The sequence below is a fragment of the Neobacillus sp. D3-1R genome (genome assembly GCF_052180215.1).
Taxonomy (GTDB): domain Bacteria; phylum Bacillota; class Bacilli; order Bacillales; family Cytobacillaceae; genus Pseudoneobacillus.
This window is the reverse complement of the sequence record NZ_CP197471.1, coordinates 652,216-677,889: the sequence shown is the minus strand read 5'-3', so window position 1 is coordinate 677,889 and position 25,674 is coordinate 652,216. Positions and strand designations below refer to the sequence as shown.

General features: G+C 37.9%; 22 protein-coding genes. 9 read left to right on the top strand and 13 right to left on the bottom strand.

What is annotated here, in order from left to right; all coding sequences use genetic code 11:
- Positions 1–167: 167 nt before the first annotated feature.
- On the bottom strand, positions 168–1,121 hold the full coding sequence (locus tag ACSBPO_RS03275; RefSeq protein ID WP_442598657.1) for an acetamidase/formamidase family protein: 954 nt from the start codon (positions 1,119–1,121) through the stop codon (positions 168–170).
- 217 nt (positions 1,122–1,338) lie between these two features.
- On the opposite strand from ACSBPO_RS03275, the gene ACSBPO_RS03270 reads away from it, so the two are divergent.
- Positions 1,339–1,731 (top strand): nuclear transport factor 2 family protein, encoded by a 393-nt coding sequence (locus ACSBPO_RS03270; protein ID WP_442598656.1) that lies wholly within the window; start codon positions 1,339–1,341, stop codon positions 1,729–1,731.
- Between the two features lie 140 nt (positions 1,732–1,871).
- Here ACSBPO_RS03270 and ACSBPO_RS03265 read toward each other — a convergent pair whose 3' ends face one another.
- Both ACSBPO_RS03265 and ACSBPO_RS03260 read right to left on the bottom strand, forming a co-directional pair.
- Positions 1,872–2,834: an alpha/beta fold hydrolase gene (locus ACSBPO_RS03265; protein WP_442598655.1), complete on the bottom strand. Its 963-nt coding sequence runs from the start codon at positions 2,832–2,834 to the stop codon at positions 1,872–1,874.
- 1,217 nt (positions 2,835–4,051) lie between these two features.
- Positions 4,052–4,219: a hypothetical protein gene (locus ACSBPO_RS03260; protein WP_442598654.1), complete on the bottom strand. Its 168-nt coding sequence runs from the start codon at positions 4,217–4,219 to the stop codon at positions 4,052–4,054.
- An 83-nt stretch (positions 4,220–4,302) separates the two neighbouring features.
- Here ACSBPO_RS03260 and ACSBPO_RS03255 point away from each other — a divergent pair, with 83 nt between their 5' ends.
- Entirely contained in the window at positions 4,303–6,549 is a 2,247-nt protein-coding gene (locus ACSBPO_RS03255) for an outer membrane protein assembly factor BamB family protein (RefSeq protein ID WP_442598653.1), read from the top strand.
- A 46-nt stretch (positions 6,550–6,595) separates the two neighbouring features.
- On the opposite strand, the gene ACSBPO_RS03250 is transcribed toward ACSBPO_RS03255, so the two are convergent.
- Entirely contained in the window at positions 6,596–7,747 is a 1,152-nt protein-coding gene (locus ACSBPO_RS03250; protein WP_442598652.1) for a PQQ-dependent sugar dehydrogenase, read from the bottom strand.
- Positions 7,748–7,933: 186 nt separating this feature from the next.
- On the opposite strand from ACSBPO_RS03250, the gene ACSBPO_RS03245 reads away from it, so the two are divergent.
- Positions 7,934–8,647 (top strand): polysaccharide deacetylase family protein, encoded by a 714-nt coding sequence (locus tag ACSBPO_RS03245; RefSeq protein ID WP_442598651.1) that lies wholly within the window; start codon positions 7,934–7,936, stop codon positions 8,645–8,647.
- A 125-nt stretch (positions 8,648–8,772) separates the two neighbouring features.
- Here the strand turns inward: ACSBPO_RS03245 and ACSBPO_RS03240 are convergent, their stop codons facing one another.
- From ACSBPO_RS03240 to ACSBPO_RS03230, 3 genes are all read right to left on the bottom strand, one after another.
- The gene (locus ACSBPO_RS03240) at positions 8,773–11,226 is read right to left on the bottom strand and encodes a TIM-barrel domain-containing protein (protein ID WP_442598650.1); all 2,454 of its coding nucleotides are present in this window, start codon (positions 11,224–11,226) and stop codon (positions 8,773–8,775) included.
- A 62-nt stretch (positions 11,227–11,288) separates the two neighbouring features.
- Positions 11,289–12,281 carry an LLM class flavin-dependent oxidoreductase gene (locus ACSBPO_RS03235; protein ID WP_442598649.1) on the bottom strand — a complete coding sequence of 331 codons (993 nt, stop codon included), beginning with the start codon at positions 12,279–12,281 and terminating at the stop codon, positions 11,289–11,291.
- A complete protein-coding gene (locus ACSBPO_RS03230) occupies positions 12,278–12,580 on the bottom strand; it encodes a DUF3219 family protein (protein WP_442598648.1) in 303 nt (100 codons plus the stop codon). The genes ACSBPO_RS03235 and ACSBPO_RS03230 overlap by 4 nt, the downstream gene beginning before the upstream one ends.
- A 216-nt stretch (positions 12,581–12,796) precedes the next feature.
- Between ACSBPO_RS03230 and ACSBPO_RS03225 the strand changes: the two genes are divergently transcribed.
- Positions 12,797–13,423 carry a TetR family transcriptional regulator gene (locus ACSBPO_RS03225; RefSeq protein WP_442598647.1) on the top strand — a complete coding sequence of 209 codons (627 nt, stop codon included), beginning with the start codon at positions 12,797–12,799 and terminating at the stop codon, positions 13,421–13,423.
- A 12-nt stretch (positions 13,424–13,435) separates the two neighbouring features.
- Positions 13,436–14,125: a hypothetical protein gene (locus tag ACSBPO_RS03220; protein ID WP_442598646.1), complete on the top strand. Its 690-nt coding sequence runs from the start codon at positions 13,436–13,438 to the stop codon at positions 14,123–14,125.
- A gap of 440 nt (positions 14,126–14,565) precedes the next feature.
- On the opposite strand, the gene ACSBPO_RS03215 is transcribed toward ACSBPO_RS03220, so the two are convergent.
- A complete protein-coding gene (locus tag ACSBPO_RS03215; RefSeq protein WP_442598645.1) occupies positions 14,566–15,735 on the bottom strand; it encodes an IS256 family transposase in 1,170 nt (389 codons plus the stop codon).
- 161 nt (positions 15,736–15,896) lie between these two features.
- Positions 15,897–16,403: an LURP-one-related family protein gene (locus ACSBPO_RS03210; protein WP_442598644.1), complete on the bottom strand. Its 507-nt coding sequence runs from the start codon at positions 16,401–16,403 to the stop codon at positions 15,897–15,899.
- Positions 16,404–16,573: 170 nt separating this feature from the next.
- Between ACSBPO_RS03210 and ACSBPO_RS03205 the strand changes: the two genes are divergently transcribed.
- Positions 16,574–17,671, top strand: a complete 1,098-nt coding sequence (locus tag ACSBPO_RS03205) for a serine hydrolase domain-containing protein (RefSeq protein ID WP_442598643.1) — start codon at positions 16,574–16,576, stop codon at positions 17,669–17,671.
- A gap of 65 nt (positions 17,672–17,736) precedes the next feature.
- Here the strand turns inward: ACSBPO_RS03205 and ACSBPO_RS03200 are convergent, their stop codons facing one another.
- Entirely contained in the window at positions 17,737–18,393 is a 657-nt protein-coding gene (locus ACSBPO_RS03200; protein WP_442598642.1) for a response regulator, read from the bottom strand.
- A 6-nt stretch (positions 18,394–18,399) separates the two neighbouring features.
- On the bottom strand, positions 18,400–19,575 hold the full coding sequence (locus ACSBPO_RS03195; RefSeq protein WP_442598641.1) for a sensor histidine kinase: 1,176 nt from the start codon (positions 19,573–19,575) through the stop codon (positions 18,400–18,402).
- A gap of 181 nt (positions 19,576–19,756) precedes the next feature.
- Here ACSBPO_RS03195 and ACSBPO_RS03190 point away from each other — a divergent pair, with 181 nt between their 5' ends.
- Entirely contained in the window at positions 19,757–20,530 is a 774-nt protein-coding gene (locus tag ACSBPO_RS03190) for a CPBP family intramembrane glutamic endopeptidase (protein ID WP_442598640.1), read from the top strand.
- Between the two features lie 576 nt (positions 20,531–21,106).
- Here the strand turns inward: ACSBPO_RS03190 and ACSBPO_RS03185 are convergent.
- Both ACSBPO_RS03185 and ACSBPO_RS03180 read right to left on the bottom strand, forming a co-directional pair.
- Positions 21,107–21,895 (bottom strand): YhfC family intramembrane metalloprotease, encoded by a 789-nt coding sequence (locus ACSBPO_RS03185; RefSeq protein ID WP_442598639.1) that lies wholly within the window; start codon positions 21,893–21,895, stop codon positions 21,107–21,109.
- 462 nt (positions 21,896–22,357) lie between these two features.
- Positions 22,358–23,065, bottom strand: coding sequence for a DNA alkylation repair protein (locus ACSBPO_RS03180; protein ID WP_442598638.1), 708 nt, complete (start codon positions 23,063–23,065; stop codon positions 22,358–22,360).
- Positions 23,066–23,523: 458 nt separating this feature from the next.
- On the opposite strand from ACSBPO_RS03180, the gene ACSBPO_RS03175 reads away from it, so the two are divergent.
- Positions 23,524–23,979, top strand: a complete 456-nt coding sequence (locus tag ACSBPO_RS03175; protein WP_442598637.1) for a hypothetical protein — start codon at positions 23,524–23,526, stop codon at positions 23,977–23,979.
- Positions 23,980–24,152: 173 nt separating this feature from the next.
- Positions 24,153–25,655, top strand: a complete 1,503-nt coding sequence (locus tag ACSBPO_RS03170; protein WP_442598636.1) for a glycosyltransferase — start codon at positions 24,153–24,155, stop codon at positions 25,653–25,655.
- The last annotated feature ends 19 nt before the right edge of the window (positions 25,656–25,674 follow it).

Sequence of the window (25,674 nt, the reverse complement as noted above, 5' to 3'; positions counted from 1 at the left end):
TCGAGTCTTTAAGGACACAGGATCCATTATATGCCCAATTTCATTGAAAAAAACCGTATTTTAATGAATTAGCGGAACCTCTGTCCGATAACACCCAAAAATTACGGCTTTTTATTAAAATAACGGATCCTATGTCCTATATCTCGATCGGCAAACATACGCAAACTTCACAAAGCATCATGAGCAATAAAAGCATGAACTCCTTTATTTCCATTCACAATTTGGGTAATCCGTAAGTCCACTACCATTGACGCATAGGCATAAGCTTCCGCCCTGGGTATTCCGTACAATTCGCTCATTAAATCTAGCATTTCATTTAGAGCCATCCACATGGCTTCGTTTAAATCCTCGTGTATGCCCATCGTTAACCATCCTGTTGGCGTTTTAGCGCGCGGCATTTTTATGGAAACATCTTCGGAAACAGTTAACGTTACATCCACCTTCTCCATTGCACATTCTAAAGCTGGGCCGCACACCTCCCCATCACCCTGGGCCGCATGACCGTCACCTATTGAAAAAAGTGCTCCCTCTACTGGAATAGGCAAATAAAGCGTACTGCCAGCAATTAATTCTTTACAGTCGAGATTTCCACCCCATGGTCTCGGTTCAACCGTCGTATGCCTGCCTGGCAAATTCGGAGGCATCCCCATAATCCCCATAAAGGGACGCATCTTAATGCGATAATCAAATTTCCCAAACCTGCTTTTGGCTATTAGATTTTCTCTATCAAGATCAAAATCTAGTGTTACTTCATCTACATCCAGAAGATTTGTCTTCTGATTCCAATAGCTTGGGAAGCCTCCTGCCGAAACCCAGCCATAGTCCCCAGGTATGATTTCATTTATTTGAATTTCCAATGTTTGGCCTGCCTTTGCTCCATTAATCCATACGGGACCTACTAAAGAGTGTCCAAATTGATTGTGCACTCTTTCCTCGGCAAGTCCTGTGAATTTCTTTCTAGGACCACCTAGTTCTAATCGTTTTTCAATGGCCCAGGCGGAATCAAGTGTTTGAAAAATGACGGAGTCACCAGAATTGATTTCTAACGCCGGACGAAGATCCCTATCGAAAAAACCATGTAACGTATGTGAATCAGGATTAAGATAATGAGTGGTTGCCATTTTTATCATCCCTTTTTTCTAAAATTATCCAACTAAGCACATTATAAAATAGATTTTTTACTTTATAAAGTAAAATAATTACTTTTTGGAGAATATTTTAAATAACCTTAGGAACATCATTGTAACTAGAAGAAAGACTACTATTTAGGATAAAATTAGTAGGACAAATCAAAGAATTCGTTTCATAGACAAATCTAAACAAGAAAGGTTGATTACAATGAATGAACGGGATAATGAGACCCTTTCTCTGAAAGAAAAAGCCGTATCGTTTCTGAAACTCGTGGCGTCAGGAGAAGTTCGAGAAGCTTACCAAAAGTTCATCGGCCCAGATTTCCGCCATCATAATGCTTATTTCAAGGGTGATGCACATTCCCTTATGATAGCGATGGAGGAGAATGCTACCCAAAACCCTGACAAGACTTTTGAGATCAAACGATCGATTGAAGATGGGGAATTTGTTTGGGTTCACTCTCATGTGAAGCAAAATCAAAATGATCCAGGAGCCGCTTTGGTACATATCTTCCGTTTCCATAATGGCCTTATTGTTGAAGCATGGGACATTGGAATGGCTATTCCGGTGAATTCTCCTAATGAGAATGGGATTTTCTAAAAGGGAAAACCTATTTTGATTCTCAAGTAAATATTTTCAAAAAAAATAGTTGTTTTCCTATCAAGAGGAAAACAACTATTTTTCTAAATATGGTGATACTTGTAGAATTGGTTGTCATTTGCAAACAGTTATACAACTACTTATTTTGTTGTTTGATTAACGACATAATGAATCGCCTCAAGTACATACTCCGGACGTGGCATTTGCAAGCTATGTCCTTTTCGGTCACTCGTCTTGTGAAAATGGTTCTTTGAACGTGAAGCAAGCTCTTTCTGCATTTCTGTCCAGTTTCCGCCAAATCCTGGGTTGTTAACCACTGCAATGGGTAGGTCGCCAAATTGGGGATTTTCCTTACTTGTATTTAATCTTGATGCTGCCACTTCAATATGTGCTTGAGCCATTTTAAACTCTGCACCAGCTGTTCTTCCTGCAAAAACCTGATAAACCATTTCTTTCCATTGTTTAAATTCAGAGGAGCTAATTTGCTTACGATAATACGATTGTTCACTCCCAAACATGGGAAGGATTCCTAATACATTACCAAAGAAGCGAGGAATTCCCAATGGAGAAAGTATTCTCAGTATTTTTAACATGACACCCAGAGCAGCAAATCCTTGTTTAAATTTAACATCATCTTTAAGAAATTCGTGAGTTGAGTCTAAAAAGACTAAACCAGACACTTTTTCTGGATATTCCATTGCATAGAGACGGGAAATCAGCCCTCCTAAGGAGTGGCCTACAAGTATGCAGGGTCCCGTAATCGCCATTTTTTCCAATAAATCGTGTATTTCTTTGACAGTATGATCTGGGGTCGGGTCCGGGCCTAGATCACTCGATCCCATACCAGGTCGGTCAAACGTAATGACACGAGTAAATGTTGACAGTTCATTTCTTATATGTGTCCACGAATAAGAGGAATCACCAGCACCATGAATGATTACCACCGTAGGCCCATCTCCCCCAGAATCAGTAACGTGGAGACGGCGTCCTCCCATATCAATCATTAGACCGGGAATCGTCTTTTTTCTTACATTGCGACGTGAAAGTTGCTCATACAAAACCCCCACAAGGGCAAATATAATAATGGCAATAACGATTTTCATTTCAACACCTATCTTCCTATTAAAACTTTTTTATAATGTCATTTGTTAATAGGATTATCCTTAAATAGGATAAATTTACTAAATTAATATTATAATAGCATACATTTGATATTTTCAGAAAATAGTATAAAAATCCCTCTAGTAGGAATCTGCCCGATTTTGCTCTAATACGATTATTTTCAGATCCTTGTGGAAATACTTATAGGGTTATTTCAAAATATTTGAGGAAGTAGCAGGAGTAAAGTATGTACTTATTTTTGAAGATTATCATTTGTGTCGCCTTTATCTTTCTATGGTTGCGTGCTTGCAGAAAAGATATAGTACAGTCTTTAGGGCATTATTTTTTTATCCTTTTTATCACGAATCTCCTTTATGATGTGCTTGCCCTGAACCATGGGTGGATTACGATTAAAGAAAACAAATATAGTCTCATCCATCTCATCATGGACCGGATTATTTTACTGCCGTTTTCTCTTTTCTTTTTACAAGGAATTAGTAGGAATCTCTCTATCAAATTCTCCTTATCTCTATTATGGATATTATTATTTAGTCGTTTTGAAACCCTAAACGAGATGTTTCACATCGTTGAGTTGAAGAATATGACTTTTCTAAAATGGAGCTATATGGGAGGTTCTATAACGCTTCTCTCCCTAGCATTCGCCTATTTTTTAAACGAATTAGGAAGGAGTCGAATTCATAATGCCCATTCCAAGTAAATTTGATGAAAATGAAATTTACTTACTTATACTAGGTGTTCCCTTAATGATCGTATTCGTGAACCTATTACCTAAACGATTTCATTACTCCACAAGTACGGTTATTTTTTTATTGAATATTTCATTAGGAATAGCTGTAGACCATATTCTCGCCGGACCACCACTGGATTTCTACGATGTACTCGATACAGAAAAATTCGAGTTATTTGACTTAGTTTTATACTTATTTGTGTATGGACCATTCACTTATATTGTTGTTTATATATATTATAAATGGTTTTTTCATAAGTCCAACCTAAAGAAACTTCTTTTTTTGATCACTCTTACTATACTTAGTTTGGGATTGGAAATAATCTCAGCCAAACTCCATGTTTATGTTTACAAAGGGTGGCATGTTTATTATTCCATACCTTTTTACTTTTCTTCCTATCTTTTGAATTTTTGTTTATTGCATTTGTTGAAGATAAGTGAGAGAAGAATTTAGTGTAAAAAACAAAGCGGCTAGACTCCTTTATAGGAATCGGCCGCTTTTTCATCTGAATTTAAGCTAAAAGTTGATAACTGTTGGAAACCGGTTGATAAATGGTGGATTTCGGTTGATAACGCTCCTGTTCCGGTTGATAAAATCTTCAAAACGGTTGATAAGCATTTTTTTACCAAAAAATACATGTCTCGGAACCCTTTCCTTTCTTAGATTAATTTATTCCAATTTGGGCAAATTACTGTAAAAGTATCGAAAGGAGTGTCGAATAGTGAAAAGGTCTCTTTGGATTATTTTAACGATATTTGCTCTGATTCTTGGCGGTTGTAATACAAATCAAGATTCAAAGAAAAAGGAAACTGCTTCAGAAAAACAAAAGAAGGAAAACAAGGGCGAGGATAGCGTGCAGGGCCCCGATGATAATAATCCTAAGGATGAATTGACTAATACAGATAATCATTCTTATCAGCATATGGATTATAAAGCGAAGGCCGCTCCTAAATTTGATTCGAAGGAGTTAACCACTCCTCCATCTGGGAATTGGGTGACAAATGGTGGAGATATTCACAATAGCCGCTATTCTCCGATTAATAAGATTACTTCTTCTAACGTAAAGAATTTAAAAGTAGAATGGGTGACGAGTTTAGGCTCTGGATCTGAATTTAAATATTCTGGTGAGTCAACTCCACTGGTTTATGATGGCGTGATGTTCAGCATTACTGGGGCTGATCATGTCCAAGCTATTGATGTAAAAACCGGGAAAATCATTTGGGAATATCGACCACAGCTTGCCGAAGGTCTCAATACGGTCTGCTGCGGGTGGACGAGCCGTGGTGTTGCATTAGGAGATGGTAAAGTCTATGTTGGATTATTAGATGCAAGATTGATCGCTTTAGATCAAAAAAACGGTAAGGTTGTTTGGGAAACGAGAGTGGATGATTGGGAAAAAGGCTATACCATAACAAGTGCCCCCCTCTATTATGATGGTAAAGTCTATACGGGGATCGCTGGCGGTGAATATGGAATTCGCGGGTATGTGGCCGCTTATGATTCAGAAATGGGCAGACAAATCTGGAGAACCTATACACTGCCTGCACCAGGTGCTAAAGGAAGTGAAACATGGCCAAAGGATAGTAAGAACTGGTTAACAGGCGGAGCACCGGTTTGGCAGACTCCAGCTATTGATCCAGAATTAGGGTTTATTTATTTTTCCAGTGGGAATACCTCACCTGACCTTGATGGAAGCAAGAGGGCAGGCGATAATTTATTCGCCAACTCGATTCTGGCGCTTGATGCCAATACGGGTGAATATAAATGGCACTTCCAAGAAGTACACCATGATATTTGGGACTTAGACCCGGCTAACCCGGTCGTTCTTTTTGATGTAAAAATGAATGGAAAAATGCGCAAAGGGATTGTCCAAGCTGGAAAAACAGGATGGCTCTATATTTTAGACCGAACCAATGGAAAGCCGCTCATTGGGATCGAAGAAAAACCTGTTCCCCAGGATAAAAGGCAAAAAACATCTCCTACTCAGCCGCATCCAATTGGGGATAATTTTGTCCCACAAGAAGTGACGAAGGAAGATGTCGAACGAGATTTACCTAAGGATTTTAAAGGTCAATATGGGAAAATGTTTACTCCATTTTGGGATACACCGATTACCCTTAAGCCATCGCCTCAAGGGGGAGCAAACTGGCCGCCATCGGCTTATAACCCGAACACAGAGTATTTTTATGTGTTAGGAAATGATAATTACTTTGCCTATGCTCATTACGGCGAAGAAGAAAAGAATCGCTTTGAGGAAGGGAAAGAATATATCGGAAGTGTCTGGCAACCGGTTCAAAATTCCCCAAGCCGCGGAACCGTTACGGCACTCGATATTAAAACGAATAAGATCGTGTGGCAAAAGAACTGGGATGCGATTGCTTATAGTGGTCTTTTAACAACGAAAGGTAACCTATTGTTTACAGGGCATAATGATGGACGTATTATTGCCTATGATGCCAAGAACGGCAAAGATTTATGGGAGTTTAAAATGGATGCCGGTGCCAATGCGCCACCAATCACTTATGAAGTCGATGGAAAGCAATATATTTCGATCTTCGCTGCTGGAAATACGTTAGCAGGTTCCAAACATGGTGATAAAATCTATACCTTCTCCTTAGAAGGTAAATACGGATCTTTAGAAGATATCCCTAAGGATGCGATTAATATATCACCTGTTAAAAAAGATACAGAAAAACAGCAAGCAAATAATAATGAAAAAGCCAATAATGAAGGCGTTGATACGGCCGAAGGAGAAAAAGTTTATAAAAACAATTGCTTAGCCTGCCATGGTGATGCAGGAGCCGGCGGACATAATGGTCCAAACTTACAGGAAAGCAAAATGGATCGTGACGCGATCATCAAACAGGTGCAAAACGGTAAAGGTCAGATGCCTGGATTTAAAGATACATTAAGTGAAGATGAAATAAAAGCTGTTGCCGATTATGTATTGAGTCTTAGAAAGAAATAAGCAGTAAAAAAGGTAATCGTCCTATATTGGGCGATTACCTTTTTGATTATTTTTTATTGGCCGATGCCTTTTCTGTTAAAGATAGATGTATTAAACGGTCATCTTTTGCAGTTGGTTTCCCACGATTGTCACGATTACTCGTAATCGTATACAATTCATTGTTTTCAACCAACACATCTCTTAATCGACCAGCTTCTCCATAGAACTCATTAAATTGTTTGTTGGCAGGCTCATACGTAAATATTTTTTTACCCGCTAAAGAAGCCATATACAGTGTTCCATCATGAAAAGCCATACCGGATGGTGCCCAAGTTTGATCACCAGATTGAAGAACTGGTTTCATCATACCCTTTGCTTCTTCATCCCCTTGGATAACAGGCCAGCCATAGTTTTTACCGGCTTGAATCAGGTTAATTTCATCATGTCCGGATTCTCCATGCTCTGAGCTATAGAGGTTTCCATTACCATCCCAAGCTAATCCTTGAGAGTTACGATGGCCGTATGAGTAAACATAGGAATTTTTAAAAGGATTATCCACTGGAATATCACCATTAAGGTTCATTCTTAAAATTTTCCCAGCTAAACTAGCTAGGTTTTGGGCATTTTCTGACTTGCCTACATCACCCGTTGTAGCATATAACATTCCATCCGGACCAATTTTAATGCGTCCGCCATTATTAACCGTGCCGCCTGGAATTCCATCTAACAGAATCTTATCTTCCATCCACACATTGTTTTTCAAATGTAGTGAAACGATTCGGTTTAGCGTCTTACCGTCTTTCTGATAAGTGTAATAAGCAAACCCTTTGTTGGATTTTGCAAAATCAGGAGCTAATGTAAAACCAAGAAATCCTCCTTCTCCTTCATGGAAAATCTCCTCTGTCGCCTTTACATTCTGTACCTCAACTAAACCCATGTCTCCATCAATTTGAATAATGGATCCTTCCCTTTGGCTTAAGAAAAAAGAACTACCATTTTTGTTAATCGTCCATGGGATATACAAATGGTTGGCATTTACACCCCCATCATCTGATACAGATACCTCAACTGCTTTTTTCATGACTTCATTAGCTTCCTGCTGAAAGGCATCCTGCTTTTTCTCAGCATCGTTCGCCTCTTCTTTACTATCCCAAAAAGCAAGTCCAAGCCCCGCTACTAAAACAACCCCGAGCACACTATAAAATACTGACCTTTTCAAACTATCACCTCAAAATAATAATCATATCACCTACAGTGTAGACATCATTCAGATTATTCAAACACAATGGGATAACAAAATTACAAAACCATTGGAATTGAGTGGTAAAATGGTTTTAAAAAAGTTATATTGGTTGTCTTTTTACTGGCAATCAGTGGGATAACACCTGTTAGAAAGGATGCAATTATGAAAAAGGTATTTATCGGTATAGGAATTGGATGTTTTGTATTTGCTACTCTATTATTTGGCACGTACAAATTGATGAATGCAAGAACCTTTCAACTATTTGGAGGTTTAACCTACCAAGTAGAAACGGATCAAAAGGTAGTGGCCTTAACGTTTGATGATGGTCCGACAAAGAACGTTGAGCAGATATTACCTTTATTAGAAAAATATCAGGCAAAAGCGACTTTTTTTCTTATCGGAAATGACATCGAAAAACACCCTGAAGAAGCCAAAAAATTAGTCGAAGCTGGACATCAAATTGGTAATCACACCTTTTCACACAATCGAATGGTGTTTAAATCACCTTCTTTTATTAAAAAAGAAATCGAAAAAAACGATTTTCTCATTCGCAAAGCCGGATATAAAGGCGAAATTGACTTTCGACCTCCAAACGGAAAAAAATTAGTCGGATTGCCATATTATTTACATAAGCACAATCGAGATACGATTATGTGGACCTTGGAACCTGATACCTATTTCGCAACAGTTTCTGAAAAAGTTGAATATGTAAATGATAATATGAAACCAGGGTCGGTCATCTTGATGCATCCGATGTATGACCAATCGGGAGAAGAGCTGAAAGCAATCGAGGAAATATTAAAAGAGCTCACCAATGAGGGATATCAATTTGTTACAGTGAATGAACTTCAAGAGATAGCATCACCAATAAAATAACCTCGGGAACAATACCGAGGTTATTTCTTTTTATTTCATTTATCCGTAAAACTTGATGCAAAACGTTCCGCCTGTTTTTTAATAGGCTCTGCCTTCTGTACATCCCCTTGAACGCTTTTCTATCATTAAACGCTTCGCACATTTACACGAACAAGTTCCTTTTTCGGCTGTTCTATTTTCAAAGTAAGTTCTCCCGTTTCCTTTTCATAGTACCAGCCACTATCTGTATGATTCAAAGCCTCTTTATTGGAGACGGCAGCAAAGTCTTCAATCCGGTAGTCTTTTATTGGAAGATGCTTAAATTGAATGGTCCAATGCTTTCTATTGCTTTCGTAGCCATGTTTCTTTGTTTTTATTTCCAGGTTAAGCTGGCCTTCTGTTTCTTTCATCGAAAGATCAAAAAGGTTGAAGACTCCTTGCTCATAAGCTAGTGTTAATCCATCGTCCTCATATAATTCAAATACTCCATTTGCGGAACCAGAACAGTATACGGTCAGTTGTAAATTTTCTGGAGATTCCGACATCGTTGAAGGAACAGATTCGGTGTTAGGCATAATGGCACCGGCTTTTACATACAAAGGCATTGTATGTAATGGGGCATTCGCTAGAATATGATTTTTCCCCTCGTATTTTTCACCAGTCCAATAGTTATACCAAGTTCCTTCTGGCAGATACACCGCACGATGATCCGTATTTGGACGATAAACAGGTGCCACTATCACGCTGTCCCCCAATAGAAACTGATCACAAAGATTGAACACATTCGGATCTTCTGGATATTCTAAAATCAGCGGGCGCATAATGGGCAACCCATTCTCCGCAGACTCTCTGAATAGAGAATACAGAAATGGAAGCCACTTGTATCTTAATTCAATGTAGTCCTTACAGATTTTTTCAACCTCTGGACCAAATTGCCACGGCTCCTGACGAATGCTTGATAACTCACTATGGTTTCGGCAATATGGGAATAGGGCACCCATTTGAGTCCAGCGTGCCAACAGTTCTCCAGAAGTGTGGTGGGCGAAGCCGCCAATATCTGGTCCAGAGAACGGTATTCCTGATAATCCCAGGTTAAGTACCATTGGCATAGCCATGGCCATATGCTCCCAAAAGCTGCGATTGTCTCCTGTCCATACGGCCGCATATCGTTGGATGCCTGCATATCCTGCACGTGTCAGCACAAACGGCCGGTGTCCATCTAAGTGGCGCTTTAAGCCTTCGGCAGTTGCTTTTGACATCAGCAAGCCATATAAATTATGAATTTCTCCATGTGTGACAGGATTCCCGTTGTTCCCGTGCATCGTATCGACATCCATCGTTTTACTCTCGTTAAAAACGGCAGGCTCATTCATATCATTCCAAATACCTTCGATTCCCATTTCAGTATAGAAACGATGTAAGTCACCCCACCACTCTGAAACCTCATCTTCGGTAAAATCAGGAAACGCACTTATTCCTGGCCAAACCGGTCCCATAAAGGGTACGCCATCTTGCTTTTTACAAAAATAATTCCCATTAGTCCCTTGCTGGTAAATTGTATAGTTCCCGTCTACTTTTACTCCTGGGTCAACAATAGGAACAACACGGATACCCATTTCCTTTAATTCAGCCATCATCTCTTTAGGCTTCGGGAATCGAACAGGGTCAAAGGTAAAGACTCGATACCCATCCATATAGTGGATATCAAGATAAATCACATCACAAGGTATCCCCTTTTCACGGAAGGTCCGTGCAAGCTCCAATACCTCATCCTGATTCATATAGCTATAACGAGATTGATGATAGCCAATTGCCCAATGAGGTGGTAGTGACATACGTCCAGTTAGGGTGGTGTATTGACTCACCACATCCTTTAGTTTTGGACCAGCTATGTAATAATAATCAAAGGCTCCCGTTTCGGTTCGAACGGTCATCGCATCTGCCTGACTGCGCATATCAAAGAACGAACGACCAGGATTATCTAGGAAAATCCCGTAAGGACTTGTTTGATCATGAACGATGACAAATGGTATCGATTGATACAAAGCTTCAATTTCGGGAACATGTGGAGCAAAGACATCGGAGTTCCACATTTCGTAGCGTTCTCCTCGTTTATCTAAAAACCCTGTTTTTTCACCCAATCCATAATAATGAGCGTTCAAAGAGGTTTGAAACACTCCTGTTACTGCCTTGTTAACATCCCAATGAAGGGAAACATTCTCTGCAACCATTTGTTCATTTACATCTAAAAAACGAATTGAACTATTTTCTTTTGTGATTTCAACCTTTACATCAACCGTGTCCCAGATAAAGACCGTATCCGTCTCCTTTATACTGGCACCATCCGGCTGTTCCGAATCGTGTTTGACAACTGCTACGGTCGTTTTCATATCCAATGAATCTGTTGGATGTTCTCCAATGAATAATTTAACTCTAACAATCCCTTTAGATATTTTACTTAATGCCATCTTGCCATTTTCACCTTGAACGACAACTAAATTCCCTTTATTCTCAACACTCACTACTTTGCCAATGGAATAGGCTTCTACCTTTTTTTCTATCTTCACTTTATCTGGACTAATGGCTTCGCTCGTTAACATTAGGAATCATACCTCCCTACTAATTTGTCAGTACTTCATATCAACCATTGATTCATTTTGCATTATAAACAGTGTTCCGCAATTAGCCTATATGATTGGATTTTGTCCTCTAGGGAATGGGTAATCGTGACGATCATGATTTCATCCGCTTTATACTGTTCTGCTAGTTCAGCCAATTTCTCTTTAACTTTATGAGGGTCGCCAATCATCATCTTTTGCTTCATTTTTTCTATTGTTTCCTGTTCTGCCTCATTTAGTGGATATTGCTTAGCTTCTTCAATGGAAGGAACTCCAGCCCCACTACCTTTTCCTCTTTGCAGAGCCCAAATAAGGGTACTTAAAGCTACCTCTTCTGCCTTTTCATTCGTTTCCGCACAAATGGCGGATATCGTTAAAACAACTTGAGGAAGGTCACCTTGTTTTCTTGGCTTAAAGGAATCCAAATACTGCCCGATAATAGCTGCACCATCTTGATCACTCATAAATTGTCCAAAGGTATACGCCATCCCATATTCAGCCGCCAGCAAGGCACTTTTTTTACTCGTGCCTAAAAGCCATGGAACAGGTGCTATTTCTGGCACTGGAGCAGCTGATAACTTTGTAAACTTATGTTCGTGTGGGAAATCATCGTCTAGAAATTGGAGAAGCTCCTTAACCGAATTCGGCATATTCCAAACTTGCTGTAAAAATTGATCTGACAGGGCATTCGTTGCTTCTGCTGACCCACCAGGAGCCCGTCCAATGCCAAGGTCTATTCTTCCAGGAAATAATGTAGCTAAAAGATTAAACACTTCTGCTACTTTATAAGGCTTATAATGTGGCAGCAAAACAGCGCCAGAGCCAATCCGTATTTTTTGCGTCTGTGCTCCTATATAACCAAGCATCACTTCTGGAGCCGGACAGGCTAGTCCTGGCAGATCATGATGTTCAGCTATCCAATAACGTGTATAGCCCAGCTCCTCCCCAACTTGCGCCAATCTCACCGAAGCGTTTAATGCTTCTCTTGCGGTCTGATTGTCTGAAATGGGGGCTTGGTCTAAAATACTTAATCTCATCGTTCAATTGAGCCTTCTTTCTCCGTTTCAATAAAGCTTACATGAAAATCCCCAACCTGATCTTTTTCATATAAATTAGTTACCGACGTATAGTATTCCTGAATCCTTCCACGGAACGTCTGCTGATGTTCAGGGACTTTAATAGTGAAAGTACCTTTATATAATAAAGTGGTCACATCATGATATTCTTCATGTGTTACTTTAAAATCTATCGTGATTAGCTTACGTCCATTAACTTCAGCTTCTTGATAGGTTTCAACTTTTAGTAAAAAATCATCTAAAACGATTTCTCTTACCATCTAATCGCCTCCGCCGAATTTTATTATTTCAATTTTTCTCCAGATAGCCCTATTCGGTTCTTTATTTAGTATATATTTTTGGAAATAAACTTACCAACTGGATCATTTCTTCGTACTTTTTCATCTGTTTGCTATCATTTTTTTAGTAATTGACTTTTTTGGAAAGTTTTTCTATTATTAGAGTCATTGATGACTCTTTAAAAGGAGGATACAAGTTTGTCACCGATTGTTTCAAATCAGCATAGAGAAGAACGGAAAAATTTAATCCTGCAGGCAGCCAAAGAAGTTTTTATCAAAAAAGGGTTTAACGGAACCACGATACAAGATATTATCAACCATTCCGGAGTCAGTCGAGGAGGTGTATATACATATTTTAAAAATACAGAAGATGTCTTTATTGAACTTTTAAGAAAAAGAGATTTGGAAGATGTTTGGGATATGGAGAAAATTTATAACCCAGGGCGAACGAATTGGGAAGCACTTATTTATATTTTAGATATCATTCAGGATAACATTGTTGCCCAAGAGGACCGTTTAGTTCCTGCAATTTACGAATATTATTTCACTACTGGTTGGGCAACTAAGAAGCATCTCCCCTTTTTGGAATCACGAGTGGATCAAGCATGGAAAAGTTTAGTTTGGATCCTTCAAAAGGGAATAGACGAAAAGGAGTTTAGTCCTTCGGTCCCGATTGAAGATATAGCCAAAACAATTGTTACTTTTTATGATGGAATCAATTTAAGCTGCTTGCAACTTGGTCCTGATAAATTACATTTACCGAATCAATTTAACGTCTTTCGAAGTTTTCTTTCTACTTGTTTATTTCATTTTAAAAATGAATAATGGGAGGTTTCTATGAAAAAAACAACATTAGGTGGAATTTCCGCCATTCTTGTAGGATTGCTTTATTTGTTGACAGTCATCATTGTCTTGCTATCTCCACCAGGAGAAAATGCTGTCGTTGACCATGTCACCTACATGAATCAACTCATACTGGTTCATTATATATTAGGATTTTTGGGGATTTTGGGTGTTATGGTTGTCTTAACCCTCTCTCGAACGATAGAAAAACAAACCTCCCACAGTGAATGGTACCCTTACTCCAAAGTAATGGCGATTATTGGGTTTGCATTACTCGCTATCAATAATCTTCGGCAAACTGGATTGGACCATGAACTAAGCCATGAAGCGTTACATACTGGCGGAGCTGTTTTGGATACAATCGTTCTCGCTTGGGCAGGTCTAGTAGAATTAAGTCCACAAGGTTGGCTTGATTTTGGATTCGTAGGTATTTGGATTTTTACAGTAAGTGTTTTCTCTCTTAAAAGGAACAATCAAAAACTATTATCCTATTTAGGTTTAATTGGTGGAAGCTGTTTTATCTTAACCGTACTTGGAAATGTAACGGGGCTTTCTTTACTTGTTATGATTGGAATGGGCTTAGGTGGATTAGTGATCGTTCCTGCCTGGTTTATTTATAATGGTGCCTTATTATTGAAGAAGTCTAATTTAAACACTAGCATAACAACCAATATGAAAATTTAAATGTGGCATAGTGCAATTATAAAAGGCCATTGTCGTGGTATGAATACGGAAGGAAGCCACCCTGCTGGTCAGAAGCAACGGGTGGCTTTTTTAAAGCTACGGGGCGAAGCTGTAAAGGACACAGAATCCGCTATTTGATGAAAAATGACCTCTTTTTGGATCTTTAAGGACACAGGATCCGTTATTTGCCTAATTTTCATAGAAACTACCCTGTTTTATTGAATTAGCGGAACCTGTGTCCGATAACACCATTAAAAATGGGCTTTTTGCTTAAATAACGGATCCTATGTCCTATCATCAAGTCAAGTCCTAACAATTGTGTAAATTCCTATCTCCAATGTTACAACCTATATATGTTATTTAGTGTTTTATAATTTGGATTACTGGAAAGGGGGGCCCCCCTTTCCAGTAATCCAAATTTCGCTTCGAGTTTCTCTATATTAATTTCGTTGCGTGTATCTTTTATTTAACACGATAAGATTTTCATTCTCCATTAAAAGTGCTCCTATAAGACGAAATGCCGACTGTGTATTGGGGAATATACGAATCACTCTTTCTCGTCTTCTGATTTCTTGGTTTAATCGTTCTAATGAGTTTGTACTCGCAAGATGACGATGGTATGTCTCTGGCTCATTAAAATATTGGATGGAATCTTCGAATCCATCCTCTAATATTTCAATTGCATTTTTAATTTTGGGGTTATCTTCGTAACGTTTAATAAATTCATCTTTAAATAATCTAGCTTCTTCACAAGATATAGTTTGAAAGATTCTTCTCATATCTGCGATAACTTGACTCATTTCCTTTTTAGGGAGCTTGTTTATGATATTACGCTTGAAATGAACGGTACACCTTTGCCAAGCCGTTCCAATAAACTCGCGTTCAATTGCTTTCTTTAATCCTTTATGAGCATCGGAGATAACAAGTTTAGGGGACTGTAGACCTCGCGCTTTTAAACTCTGCAAGAAGCCTTGCCAGGCTTCAAAACTTTCAACATGATCAATTTTCAATCCAAGAATCTCTCTTTTTTTCTTCTCATTCATAGCCGTAACAATATAAACTGCTTTTGAGACGACTTTATTATGCTCACGCACCTTAATATACATAGCATCTGCAAATAAATAAGGATAATATTGAACATTAAGAGGGCGATTAGCCCACTTATTTACAATAGGATCAAGCTTCTCCGTTAATGATGAAACGAAAGATTTTGAGACAGCTTCACCACAAAGCTGTTCAATTATATTTGTAACTTTACGTGTAGAAACACCGTTAACCACCATTTCTAACATAGAGAGAACAAGGGCTTGATCAACCCGTGAGTATTTCTCAAAAACTGTTGGAGAGAACTCACCCTCCCTAGTCCGAGGGACTCGTAATTTAATCTTTCCAATACTGATAATAAGTTCTCTTTCATAATAACCATTTCTGTAATCACGGCGCTCTGATGAGCGTTGATAGGAACCAACTTGTAAATAATTATCTCGTTCTTTTTCCATATACTCATTTAAAACTAAAACGATTGCAGACTTTACCACTGTTTCAATATTAGAATTCATTATGGAGTCTTTTAAAAGGTCCATATCTAGGTTAAACTGTAATTGAGTCATTTTATATACCTCTTTTCAATGTTTTTCTTGGTCGTTAAACATTGTTGACAAGAAGGAATAAAATGACTCATTTTCTTTTTACACAATTATAAGGACTTAATCTATCATCAAACATACTGGTCAAACTCAACTATTCTATTAAAAAACGTTTCCCCATTCACTTACGTGGTAGCCGCTGCATTCGAACTATTTCGTCTTTGGATGGCATTAACACCCATGACAACTGCAATTAATTCTTCTGTGGAGAGTTGATCGGAATGATTGGTCAACTGAAACGCAGGCGAGGAAAAGAACCCGCTAATTTTATGAAATGTAGCAACGATGGTTGTTTCGTCCTGATAGACGTCATATTGCTTTGAAAAGGCTTCAGATTCAATATAATAATAGCCTCTACCTTCAGCCTGATATTCATATCTTTTGGAAAAGAAAGAGAGCTTTTGTTTTAAGGCTCCGATTTCTTGTCCTTGACCATCATAGACTCGCCATTTCATGCCCATAAAAGGAAACTTACCGCTAGCTATCACATTTCCCTCGTTGTCTAATACCTCCACACTAGCAGAAAACATACTTTTTAAATCTAACTCGCCTACTTTATTCTTTGATTCGTTAAAAATTTCCGTTGTGCCAGCTGAAAAAAAATTATCTTGAAAGTAAACAATGGAATCCACAGTGATCAGCTCCTATTAAAGTCTTTGGACTTTCAGAGAATATAATAATGTTTACGAATGAGGAATAGGGGAAGTTTCAATTTTTTCCAAATAGGTAGCATAACCATTACTGAAAATACTACAATGAAATTAGTATAAAAAGATAAAATGAAAAAATGGGAGATGGGAAATTGGAGAAGTCAAAGGTACAAATGGAGATTGAACAATTTTTCAAGAAAAAAGTAGAAAAAGATCCAAAAGTACACAATGCTTATTTACGTGTATATTCACAGAAACACGGTGTTGATATTACTTTGGCTGCTGGAGAAGAAGCGATTCATGCCGAACAACCTTTTTATATCGCTAGTATTAGTAAATTATTTACCTCTGTTATCTTTGGACAGTTAGTCGAGCAAGACCTTTGTTCGTATGAGGACAAAATCTCACAGTACTTAGATTCAGACCTATTAAATAATCTGCATATTTACAAAGAGAAGGATTATACCAACGAGATCAAAATCAAACATTTACTAAATAACACCTCAGGCTTAAATGACTTTTTAGAGGATAAACCGGTAAAGGGAACGTCTATGCCTGACCTGATCGTGGATGAACCGAATCGTACATGGACTCCGCATGATGTCATCCATTGGGCCAAAGAGAATATGAAAAACCACTTCCCTCCAGGAGAAGGCTTCCATTATTCCGATACGGGCTATCACCTATTAGGATTTATTATTGAAAAAATCACAGGCTTACCTTTCCACGAAGTGCTTAATAATAACATCTTTGAACCCCTAGATATGAAACACTCCCATTTCTTCCGTACTGAACCATTAGAAGCAAGCCCATACAAGTTAGCTAAGTTGTATATCCGTGATACAGAGGTTTCCAATCACCAGAGTATGAGCATCGTTTATGCTGGCGGTGGCATCGTATCCACCACTAGTGACTTGTTAAAGTTCATGAAAGCATTAGTTAATGGTCAAATTTTAAAGAAAGAAACGATTGAAAAAATGAAAAGTGATTGGGGTAAGTTCTTTTTAGGAATTGATTACGGATATGGATTAATGAATATCAAAACGGTTCCTGTATTAATGCCAGCAAAATATAACTCTTGGGGAAATGCAGGCTCCACGGGTGCGTTTATGTTTTACCATCCTGCGACTGATGCCTACCTCATCGGAACCTTAAACCATTTTGGATATGGTCAAAAGGGAATTAGATTAATGCTGCAAATGGCGGATAAGCTCTTAAAAGCTACTAAAAATTCAGAGGTATTATCGTAAAAGGAAAGGAGCAGACGATTATTCTCTGCTCCTTTTTCACGAAGAGTAACCTGGCACCCAATAGCTTAAGGATGAATAATCCCTTCTTCCTTCGCCTTAAACACAGCTTTGTGCCTTCCTGTTACTTCTAATTTAGAATAGATATTCGAAATATAGTTCTTAACCGTTCCTTCCGTTAAGTAAAGTTTCCGGGCAATTTCCCGATTGGATGCACCATTCGAAAGTTCTTCTAACACTTCGATTTCTCTTTCAGTAAGGCCAAAGTTGTTTTTGTTGGTTTTTTCCTCTTTCACCTGTTCAGACGGATTAACCCATTGATTAATTAACTGCCTCGCTATCTCCTGAGTAATCAAGGTCCCACCATGATGGACAAGTCTGATTCCCGCTGCAAGATCTTTAGGATGAATGGCTTTTAATAAATAACCTTCAGCACCTGCTGCTAAGGCATCCCTTACATAACCTAATTCCTCAAAGGTTGTTAAAATGATGACCTTAACATCAGGAAATTCACTTTTCATTTGAGCTGTTGCCTCTACCCCATTTAGGATTGGCATATGTATATCCATTAGGACAATATTAGGACTAACCTGTTTCGTTAAATCCATCGCAACTTGTCCATTTTCAGCCGTGCCAACTATTTCAAAGTCTGTTTCCCCACCTAATACGATGGAAAGACTTTCACGAATTAATTCCTGGTCATCCACAATTAACACTTTTATCATCGTGTTTCATTCCCCCCCCCTTAAACGATTTATTGGTAATAAACACGTTATAACCGTTCCTTCATTTAATCTTGATTCAATGGTCATACTACCTTGCAGCGATTCCAAGCGTTCCTTCATTCCGTTAAGGCCAAAACCATAATTTATCTCACTTATCCCTATTCCATTATCTTTTATGGTAAGAACCACATAAGAGGCTAATCCCTTAAGTGTTATGTGAATCTCGGTAGCATGCCCATGACGGATAGCATTGGTCAAAGACTCCTGAAGACAGCGGATAAGGGCTATCGTTCCTTGAGAAGAAATATTCACCGATTCTCGGGTTTCATGTTCAAAATGGATTTCAGTCTTCGTATGCAGCGCAAATTCATCCGCAATATGTTTCAATTGTGAAGCTAATTCCTCTCGTTCCTCATTTGGTGAAATCTGATGAATATGACTTCTAATTTCATCTAACGATTTCCTCATCACAGCGCTTAACCGTTCCACTTGTTCCTTTGCTTTATTTGGAGAAGTTTCCATGAGAAACGCTGCGGCATCAAGTCCCATAATAACGGAGGTATAGGTATGACCGATTGTATCATGAAGGTCTCTTGCCAGCCGATCCCGTTCTTCCAATAAAGTGACTTTTTCAATCTGCTTGGCATACTCTTCTAAAAGTTGATTCTGCCTTTGGTTTTCCTCCAATAAAATTTGCGTTTTCTTTTCTGCTTCAAGAACTTTCGAAACCGCTGTACCTATAGCAAAAAAGAATAGACCCTCAATTACCCCTAAACCCAGATGATCGATACCAATGGCAAGGAAAGCTAGAAAAGGAACAATAGAAAAGCCAGCCCATAAAATCCATCTTTCTTTTCCTTGCCTGCTATAAATGCCGGCACAAAGGGCAGGGAGAGCTAAAAATGAAGAATATTCCCCTAATAAATAACACCCTATGATTAAAAATAATCCGCTAAAGATTAATTCTAAAAATGAGTAGTGTTTGACACCAAAGCTATCAATCTTTGTTCCAGACCATTGAGGGATTAAAAATGCGGCAAAAAACATAGGCATCAACAGCCAAAGGAAAGGTTGATTAGCAGAATAAATAACCAAAAATAATAAATGGAATACAAACCAAATAATCCTTGTGATTTGGGCCGTTTTATATACCCAATGGGTTTCTTTGTGAATCGGCAGCATAGGAAGCTCCTTCTATTAATCTGTTTTTTTATATATTCCACAATGTATTCAAGTTTCCTTTTTTTCAAGCTTTCGAGTCATAAAAGTCATATGACTCCCTATATGACGAAGTTCACTATGAGGTATGACCCCATCTATTTCATAATGAAGATACAAATTGAAGAACAAGGGGAAATTGAAAATGAAAAATTTTTTATATCGTCATGCTTTAGCGTTATTTCTTGTAGTCATGTTTGGAAGAGTCATTCTCGGAATGCTTGCCGTAAAGGGAATTCAATTGATCGATCCAACACTTAGTATTCAAAAGGATTTAGGATGGTTAGTCATGCTGATTTATGCTAGTTTTACTTTTTTAGCTGTAAAGTGGGTCAAAGTCGACAAAGAGATTGGTTTGACCATGCCAAAGTCATCGAAAGATTGGTACGCTTGGATACCGACGCTGATCATACCTTTAACCATCGTCTATCTTCTCGGTTTTAATTCCACCTGGGGACATATTCCGCTTCTACTGATTGCAGCGGTTGGTGTTGCGGTTAATGAAGAAATTTTGTTTAGAGGCATTCTACTTCGAGCTATTTTACCATTTGGAAAAACAGTAGCGATTATCGTTCCTTCCCTATTATTTGGTGCAGCCCATCTTTCTAATATATTTGTAGGCGGTGATGTCACATTTGCTCTTTTCCAATTCGGATGGACGTTTTTTAGCGGTATGGCCTTAACTACAATGGTTTTAGCAAATAGAAGCTTACTTCCTGCGATTGCCTTCCATTTTGTATTGGATGCAACCGAATATGCAGCAACGGGAGAATTTGGTGTCCATAGCGTTGAATACTCTATTAAATGGTTATCGATACTTTTCTTTCTCAACGTAGCATTCTTCCTTTATTCGCTTTACATGTTAAAAAAATCAAATACAAAAAGTCAGAACCTATTTATGGCTGGAATGCCGAAGTAAACTAATCCAATAAAAACGAAGGACAAATCATTTGCGATTTGTCCTTTGTTATTTATTTGTAATAACCTATCAAGTCTTAATAAATGAAAAGTTCTTTCTTCAAAGGAAGATACCTATGCTTCGTGAACCATATTAAGTTACAAGTTTATTCGGGGAATAACAGGTACAAAAAAGTAGCCTATAAAGGAACGTTTGTTCTATAAATTTATTTCATAAAATGATAAAATAATAGTATTACAACTACATAACTCAGGGTGGCGGCTGACACTCCCCAGCAAAGGGGGTGAACGCTATGACGACATACCAAGTACTTACCATTATATTTGCAGCTCTTACTTTTGAAGCTGTATTTATATCAACCATTATAACTATTGTCGTCGCAATAATTAAAAAGAAATAGCCACCCTGCAGACCAAGCAACTGGTGGCTATTTCTTCATTCTTCAAAAGGTCAGCCGCTAAATCCTGCGGCATGTGTGTTGTAATGATCAGGTGTTCTCAGCACCTGATCTTTTTCTTTTATACCCTTATTATAGAAAAGATATTCCCTAAACACAAGATGAATGAATTTCTTCTATTAGTCTAGTTTACTAGGGATCCAGCTTTTCGCTTTTTTAATAACGAAAAAGAAAAGACTTCCAGCGATTAAGAAAAAGACTTCAATAACCCAAATGCTTGGAATGACTTTAATTTGATAAAGTGCCGCAACGAAGTCAATGGCTGCATGGATAAGGATCGCGATAAATAGGTACTTGATTTTTGATTCAACAACCGCTCTTAGCACAATTAAAGAAAATACAATGTGAAAAATGAGGGCAGGAACTCTCTCAAGACCGCCTACTAAAATCAGTCCGAAAGTTTGAGATAAGTATAGGTTTTTAATCCCCTCCACTTGATCACTAGGAAGTGCACTTCCTAGTGTTGCTTCGAATTGGCCAGAGTTTATTAACGAAGAATACACGATGGCCAATACCATATTTAAACCCGCGATCAGTAATACCTCGATTCCCCCATGACCCAATCCGAAAGATAGACCATCTTCATAGGTTCGACTCTTTTTCAAAAAAAAGCGTAATACAATGTATCTACCAACCTCTTCAAAAATCCCGGCGGCTAAAGCACCATATAACGCAAATAAATAAGGATTGGTTGACCATTTCAATGATGGTCCTGATGGATCAATAACAGCAAGATGTAATAATTTTTCCAAAACCTGAGAAAAAACAATAAATGTTATAATACCGGCAACTAACGCTTTCCACGACATCCACTTTTTCTTTACAAAATAAATGACCAAGCCTACTGGGAAAGCAACAGCAAAAACAATGACGATTGCCATAGCAATAAATGAACTTTGCGGAACCAAGGCATTTCCTCCTATAATTTTGTTAATATATTCCTAATTTTCATTATATATTTATTTCAGAAAATTCGACAGAAGAATTTTCCAATATGACCGTAGTAGATTCTCCTTTGGGTAAAGCAAAAGATTTTTGGATAGGACAGAGAATCCGTTATTTCCAAAAAAATGAGCTTTTTTCTTTCTTAAAGGACACAGGATCCGTTATTTGCAAAAAAGCATAGTAAAAAGGCATGCTTGAGGTACATTAACGGAACCACGGTCCTATAACCCCCAAAAAAACAAGCATTTTAGTCAAATAGCGGAACGTGTGTCCTATAAATTAAATCGCTGCGCTCAATGTAAATCCAAGCCTGTTTTAGTCGTAAAAAAATAGCCACCCTGAAGCCAAGTAACTGGTGACTATTTCTTTCTATATAAACGTCATCTGCAAAATCCTTCGGTAACTTAGTTACCCTATAATCAATCCTAACACCTAACATATTTACGTTTGAAGCCAAGTCTCTTCCTATCTACTTCCTTTTGGATATTTTCAGAAGCATTCAGAATGCTGCTTTTTTTATTGTCCCGCTTGATTTCAACTGGCCCAACTGCTTTTGCTGTTTCAACCGCCTTTTCGTGAAGCGGCAAATAGGAAGTCGCAACGGTGTAGATAAAATTATTCATAGAGGATTTCGTTCGGTCTTGAGCATCGTGAATTGTTTTTTCCACCTGATCAAGCATACCAGCAATCTTACTTTCTCTAAATTCACCGTCCGGTCGATTACCCAATAGCCAGCAGTAGCAGCTCCACCCTGCAGACATTTTTAGTTCTTCACCACTTGCGATCCATTTATCGGCAACAGCTTGTGCAATATCCGTTTCTGCCAAAGTAACAGCCACCACATAATCCGATAGCATATAAAAATACGCTGCCTCTATCCAACGCTCGAAGTCCTCCTCCGTCATTGCCATCGGATCCGCAATGATTCCTGCAAAATACATGGCATCATAGTTCCCGGTGGCATAAAGCTGCTCGGCTAAAGCCTGATTTTTCTTGATTATTTTGGCAAGTGGCTTCATTGCACCTGTAGCCACGCCGAAAAGCGGCTCGTGTGCACCATTGCTTATGTAAGTCTTTTTAATCCGTTCCTTGCCAAGCGCTTCCAGTTCCTGCATAACTGTTTCACAATCCATATTTTTGCCCTCCCTTTTCAAGGTAGTTATTTTCAGAATCGTCGCAATAATTAAAAAGAAATAGCCACCCTGCCGGCCAGCATTGGTGACTATTTCTCCCAGAATAAACGGTCAGCCGCTAAATCCTGCGGCATGTGTGTTGTGATGATCAGGTGTTCACTGCACCTGATCTTTTTTGTATACCCTTATTATAGAAAAGATATTCGTTTAACTCAAGTGAATATCTCTCTTTCTAACCACTTCTTTCACCATTAATTCAACATGTTACAGAACGGATTAGGACGAGCAATATATTCTATTTAGAAATTCAGAAAGTGTAGGACATTTTTTCAAAATATGATTGAAGTGCTTACGCTTTGTAAAAGGGGGTTCAATATAGGCTTTGTTAAACTTGGTTGTTGATATTGAAACTTTTTGATTCATTCATCCGTCTGTCTCTAATAGAAGGGGAGATTTTTTTGAAGAAGTTGTTTATTTTTCTCATTTTTATATTTGTCATTGCAGGTTGTTCGGCTGCGAAGGAAGTTGATTTGTCAAAACAACAATTGTATGGTTTCCAACCAAATACCAAATTGCAAAAGGAACAATTACCTTCGTTAACCGAGGAACAACAAGCCGGAGAAAACACGTTGTTAAGATCTGGAGATGATGTTAGTTTTGTCATTACTCCTCAAAACACAATCTTGAGCATAGAAGCTCGTTCGGAAATGAAACCGATAGATAGCAAAGATGGAATCAGACAGGGAGATTCAGTGGATAAAGTAGTACAACGATTCGGCAAATCATTTTCCACTCGTGTAGAACAAGGTTCTAAGATCTATACATATCAGGATTTGAAAAATCATTTATTTCTCGAATTTTGGACCTCTAATGACAAAGTTGATGTCATTCGTTTGAAAACACAATTTAAATAAGAACTCTTTGAGCCACTATAATAAGTGGCTTTTTCTATTGAATAAAAACAGTGAAGACCATGGCACTTCCCCGACAATTTATAACAAATAGAGACATGTACTGTACCTCATCCTATTGATTCGCATATTGTAGTATATAAATTTTTTCGGATAAAAAGAGGAAGTGAAAAAGTGTGAAGAAACTATCCATTATCATTCCTGTTAAGAATGAAGAAGAAAAATTATCAAAAATAATAAAGGAGGTAAATAAATTAAATCCGTTAGAGATCATTGTCATTGTAAATGGTTCTACTGATAACACAAAGCAAATCGCAAGTTCCTCACAATGTAAAATAATAGAATATGATGAACCATTAGGCCACGACATTGGACGGGCAATTGGTGCTTTTCATGCAAAAGGGGAAGTACTGTTATTTTTAGACGGGGATATGATTATTCCATATATGGAGCTAATTCCATTTATCGAAGCCATTGAAAATGGCTATGATATGGCGTTAAATAATCTAGAAAGTATTCTAAAAAACAATCAGCGTCCACATTCCGTTTCTATTGTAAAAAAAGTCATTAACGATGCATTAGGTTATTCCGAACTCTCTATTAATTCTCTAGTCGCAACTCCTCATGCCATAAGCAGAAATGCCCTTCAACATATCGGTTGGAAAAATCTAGCGATACCACCTCTTGCACAAATGATTGCTTTGAAGGAAAAGTTATCCCTCACTTGTCCAGCTTTTGTTGATGTAATTAATAGAAACAAGATAAGATACGAACTTCATATTGACCAATCATTGGAATCTCCCTACAAACCTATTGAAGATATTATTTTTGGTGACCACTTATTAGCCATAAAAAAATTAATAGATTGGAATGGAAAACATGGTGCCCAAGATTCTAGAACCCAAGAGTTTTCAAAACATTATATTCACTTGAAGAAAAATAAGATTATCAAGCAAAGTGCTGTTTTAACTGATACATCCAAAGGAAATGTATATCAAATAACAAGAATCATTCATGCTTTATTCGCAGCTGGAGCTGAAGAAATAGTATATATTTCAACCGAAAATAATCCGAGAAAGCTTAATAAGATTCTTTCAACAGGAGTGAAGCTTATTTCTTTAATAGATGGTACAGCTCCTTTTGTTAGTAGAGCAATTGGTGCCTCGATATCTTCTGGTGATAAGGTTTTATTTATGGATTCTAGTGATTATTGTTCTCCAGAAGAAATCCATCAACTTTTTCGAGTAATAGAAGATGGAGCAGATGTTGCCTTACTTGATCAGAGCCTACAATTAGACAACCTTCACCCAATAAACAAATTAGATTCGCTACAGTACTTTTTAAATATTGTCATGAAAAAACCCGAGCTTTGGAATAATTCTTTAAGTTATTCCCCACACGTAATACGTAAAAAATGTATAGAGAAAATTGGTTTCGATTCGTTATTGTTTCCCCCTTTAGCTTACGTAAAATTACTAGAACATGACTCTAAGTTTTCCCTTGTGTTTACAAAGAAAAGACTCTCTAGTCCAAAAGAATATATAAATGATGAACTTATGGTAGCTGATCATCTATTAGCATTGGAGTATTTCTTATCGAAGACAAATGACCGTGGAAATTTTTCAAATGGTGATAGAAATTTTTCAGCACTTGATGACTTGGTTAACAAAGAATGCTAATGATATAGGACTAAATCAT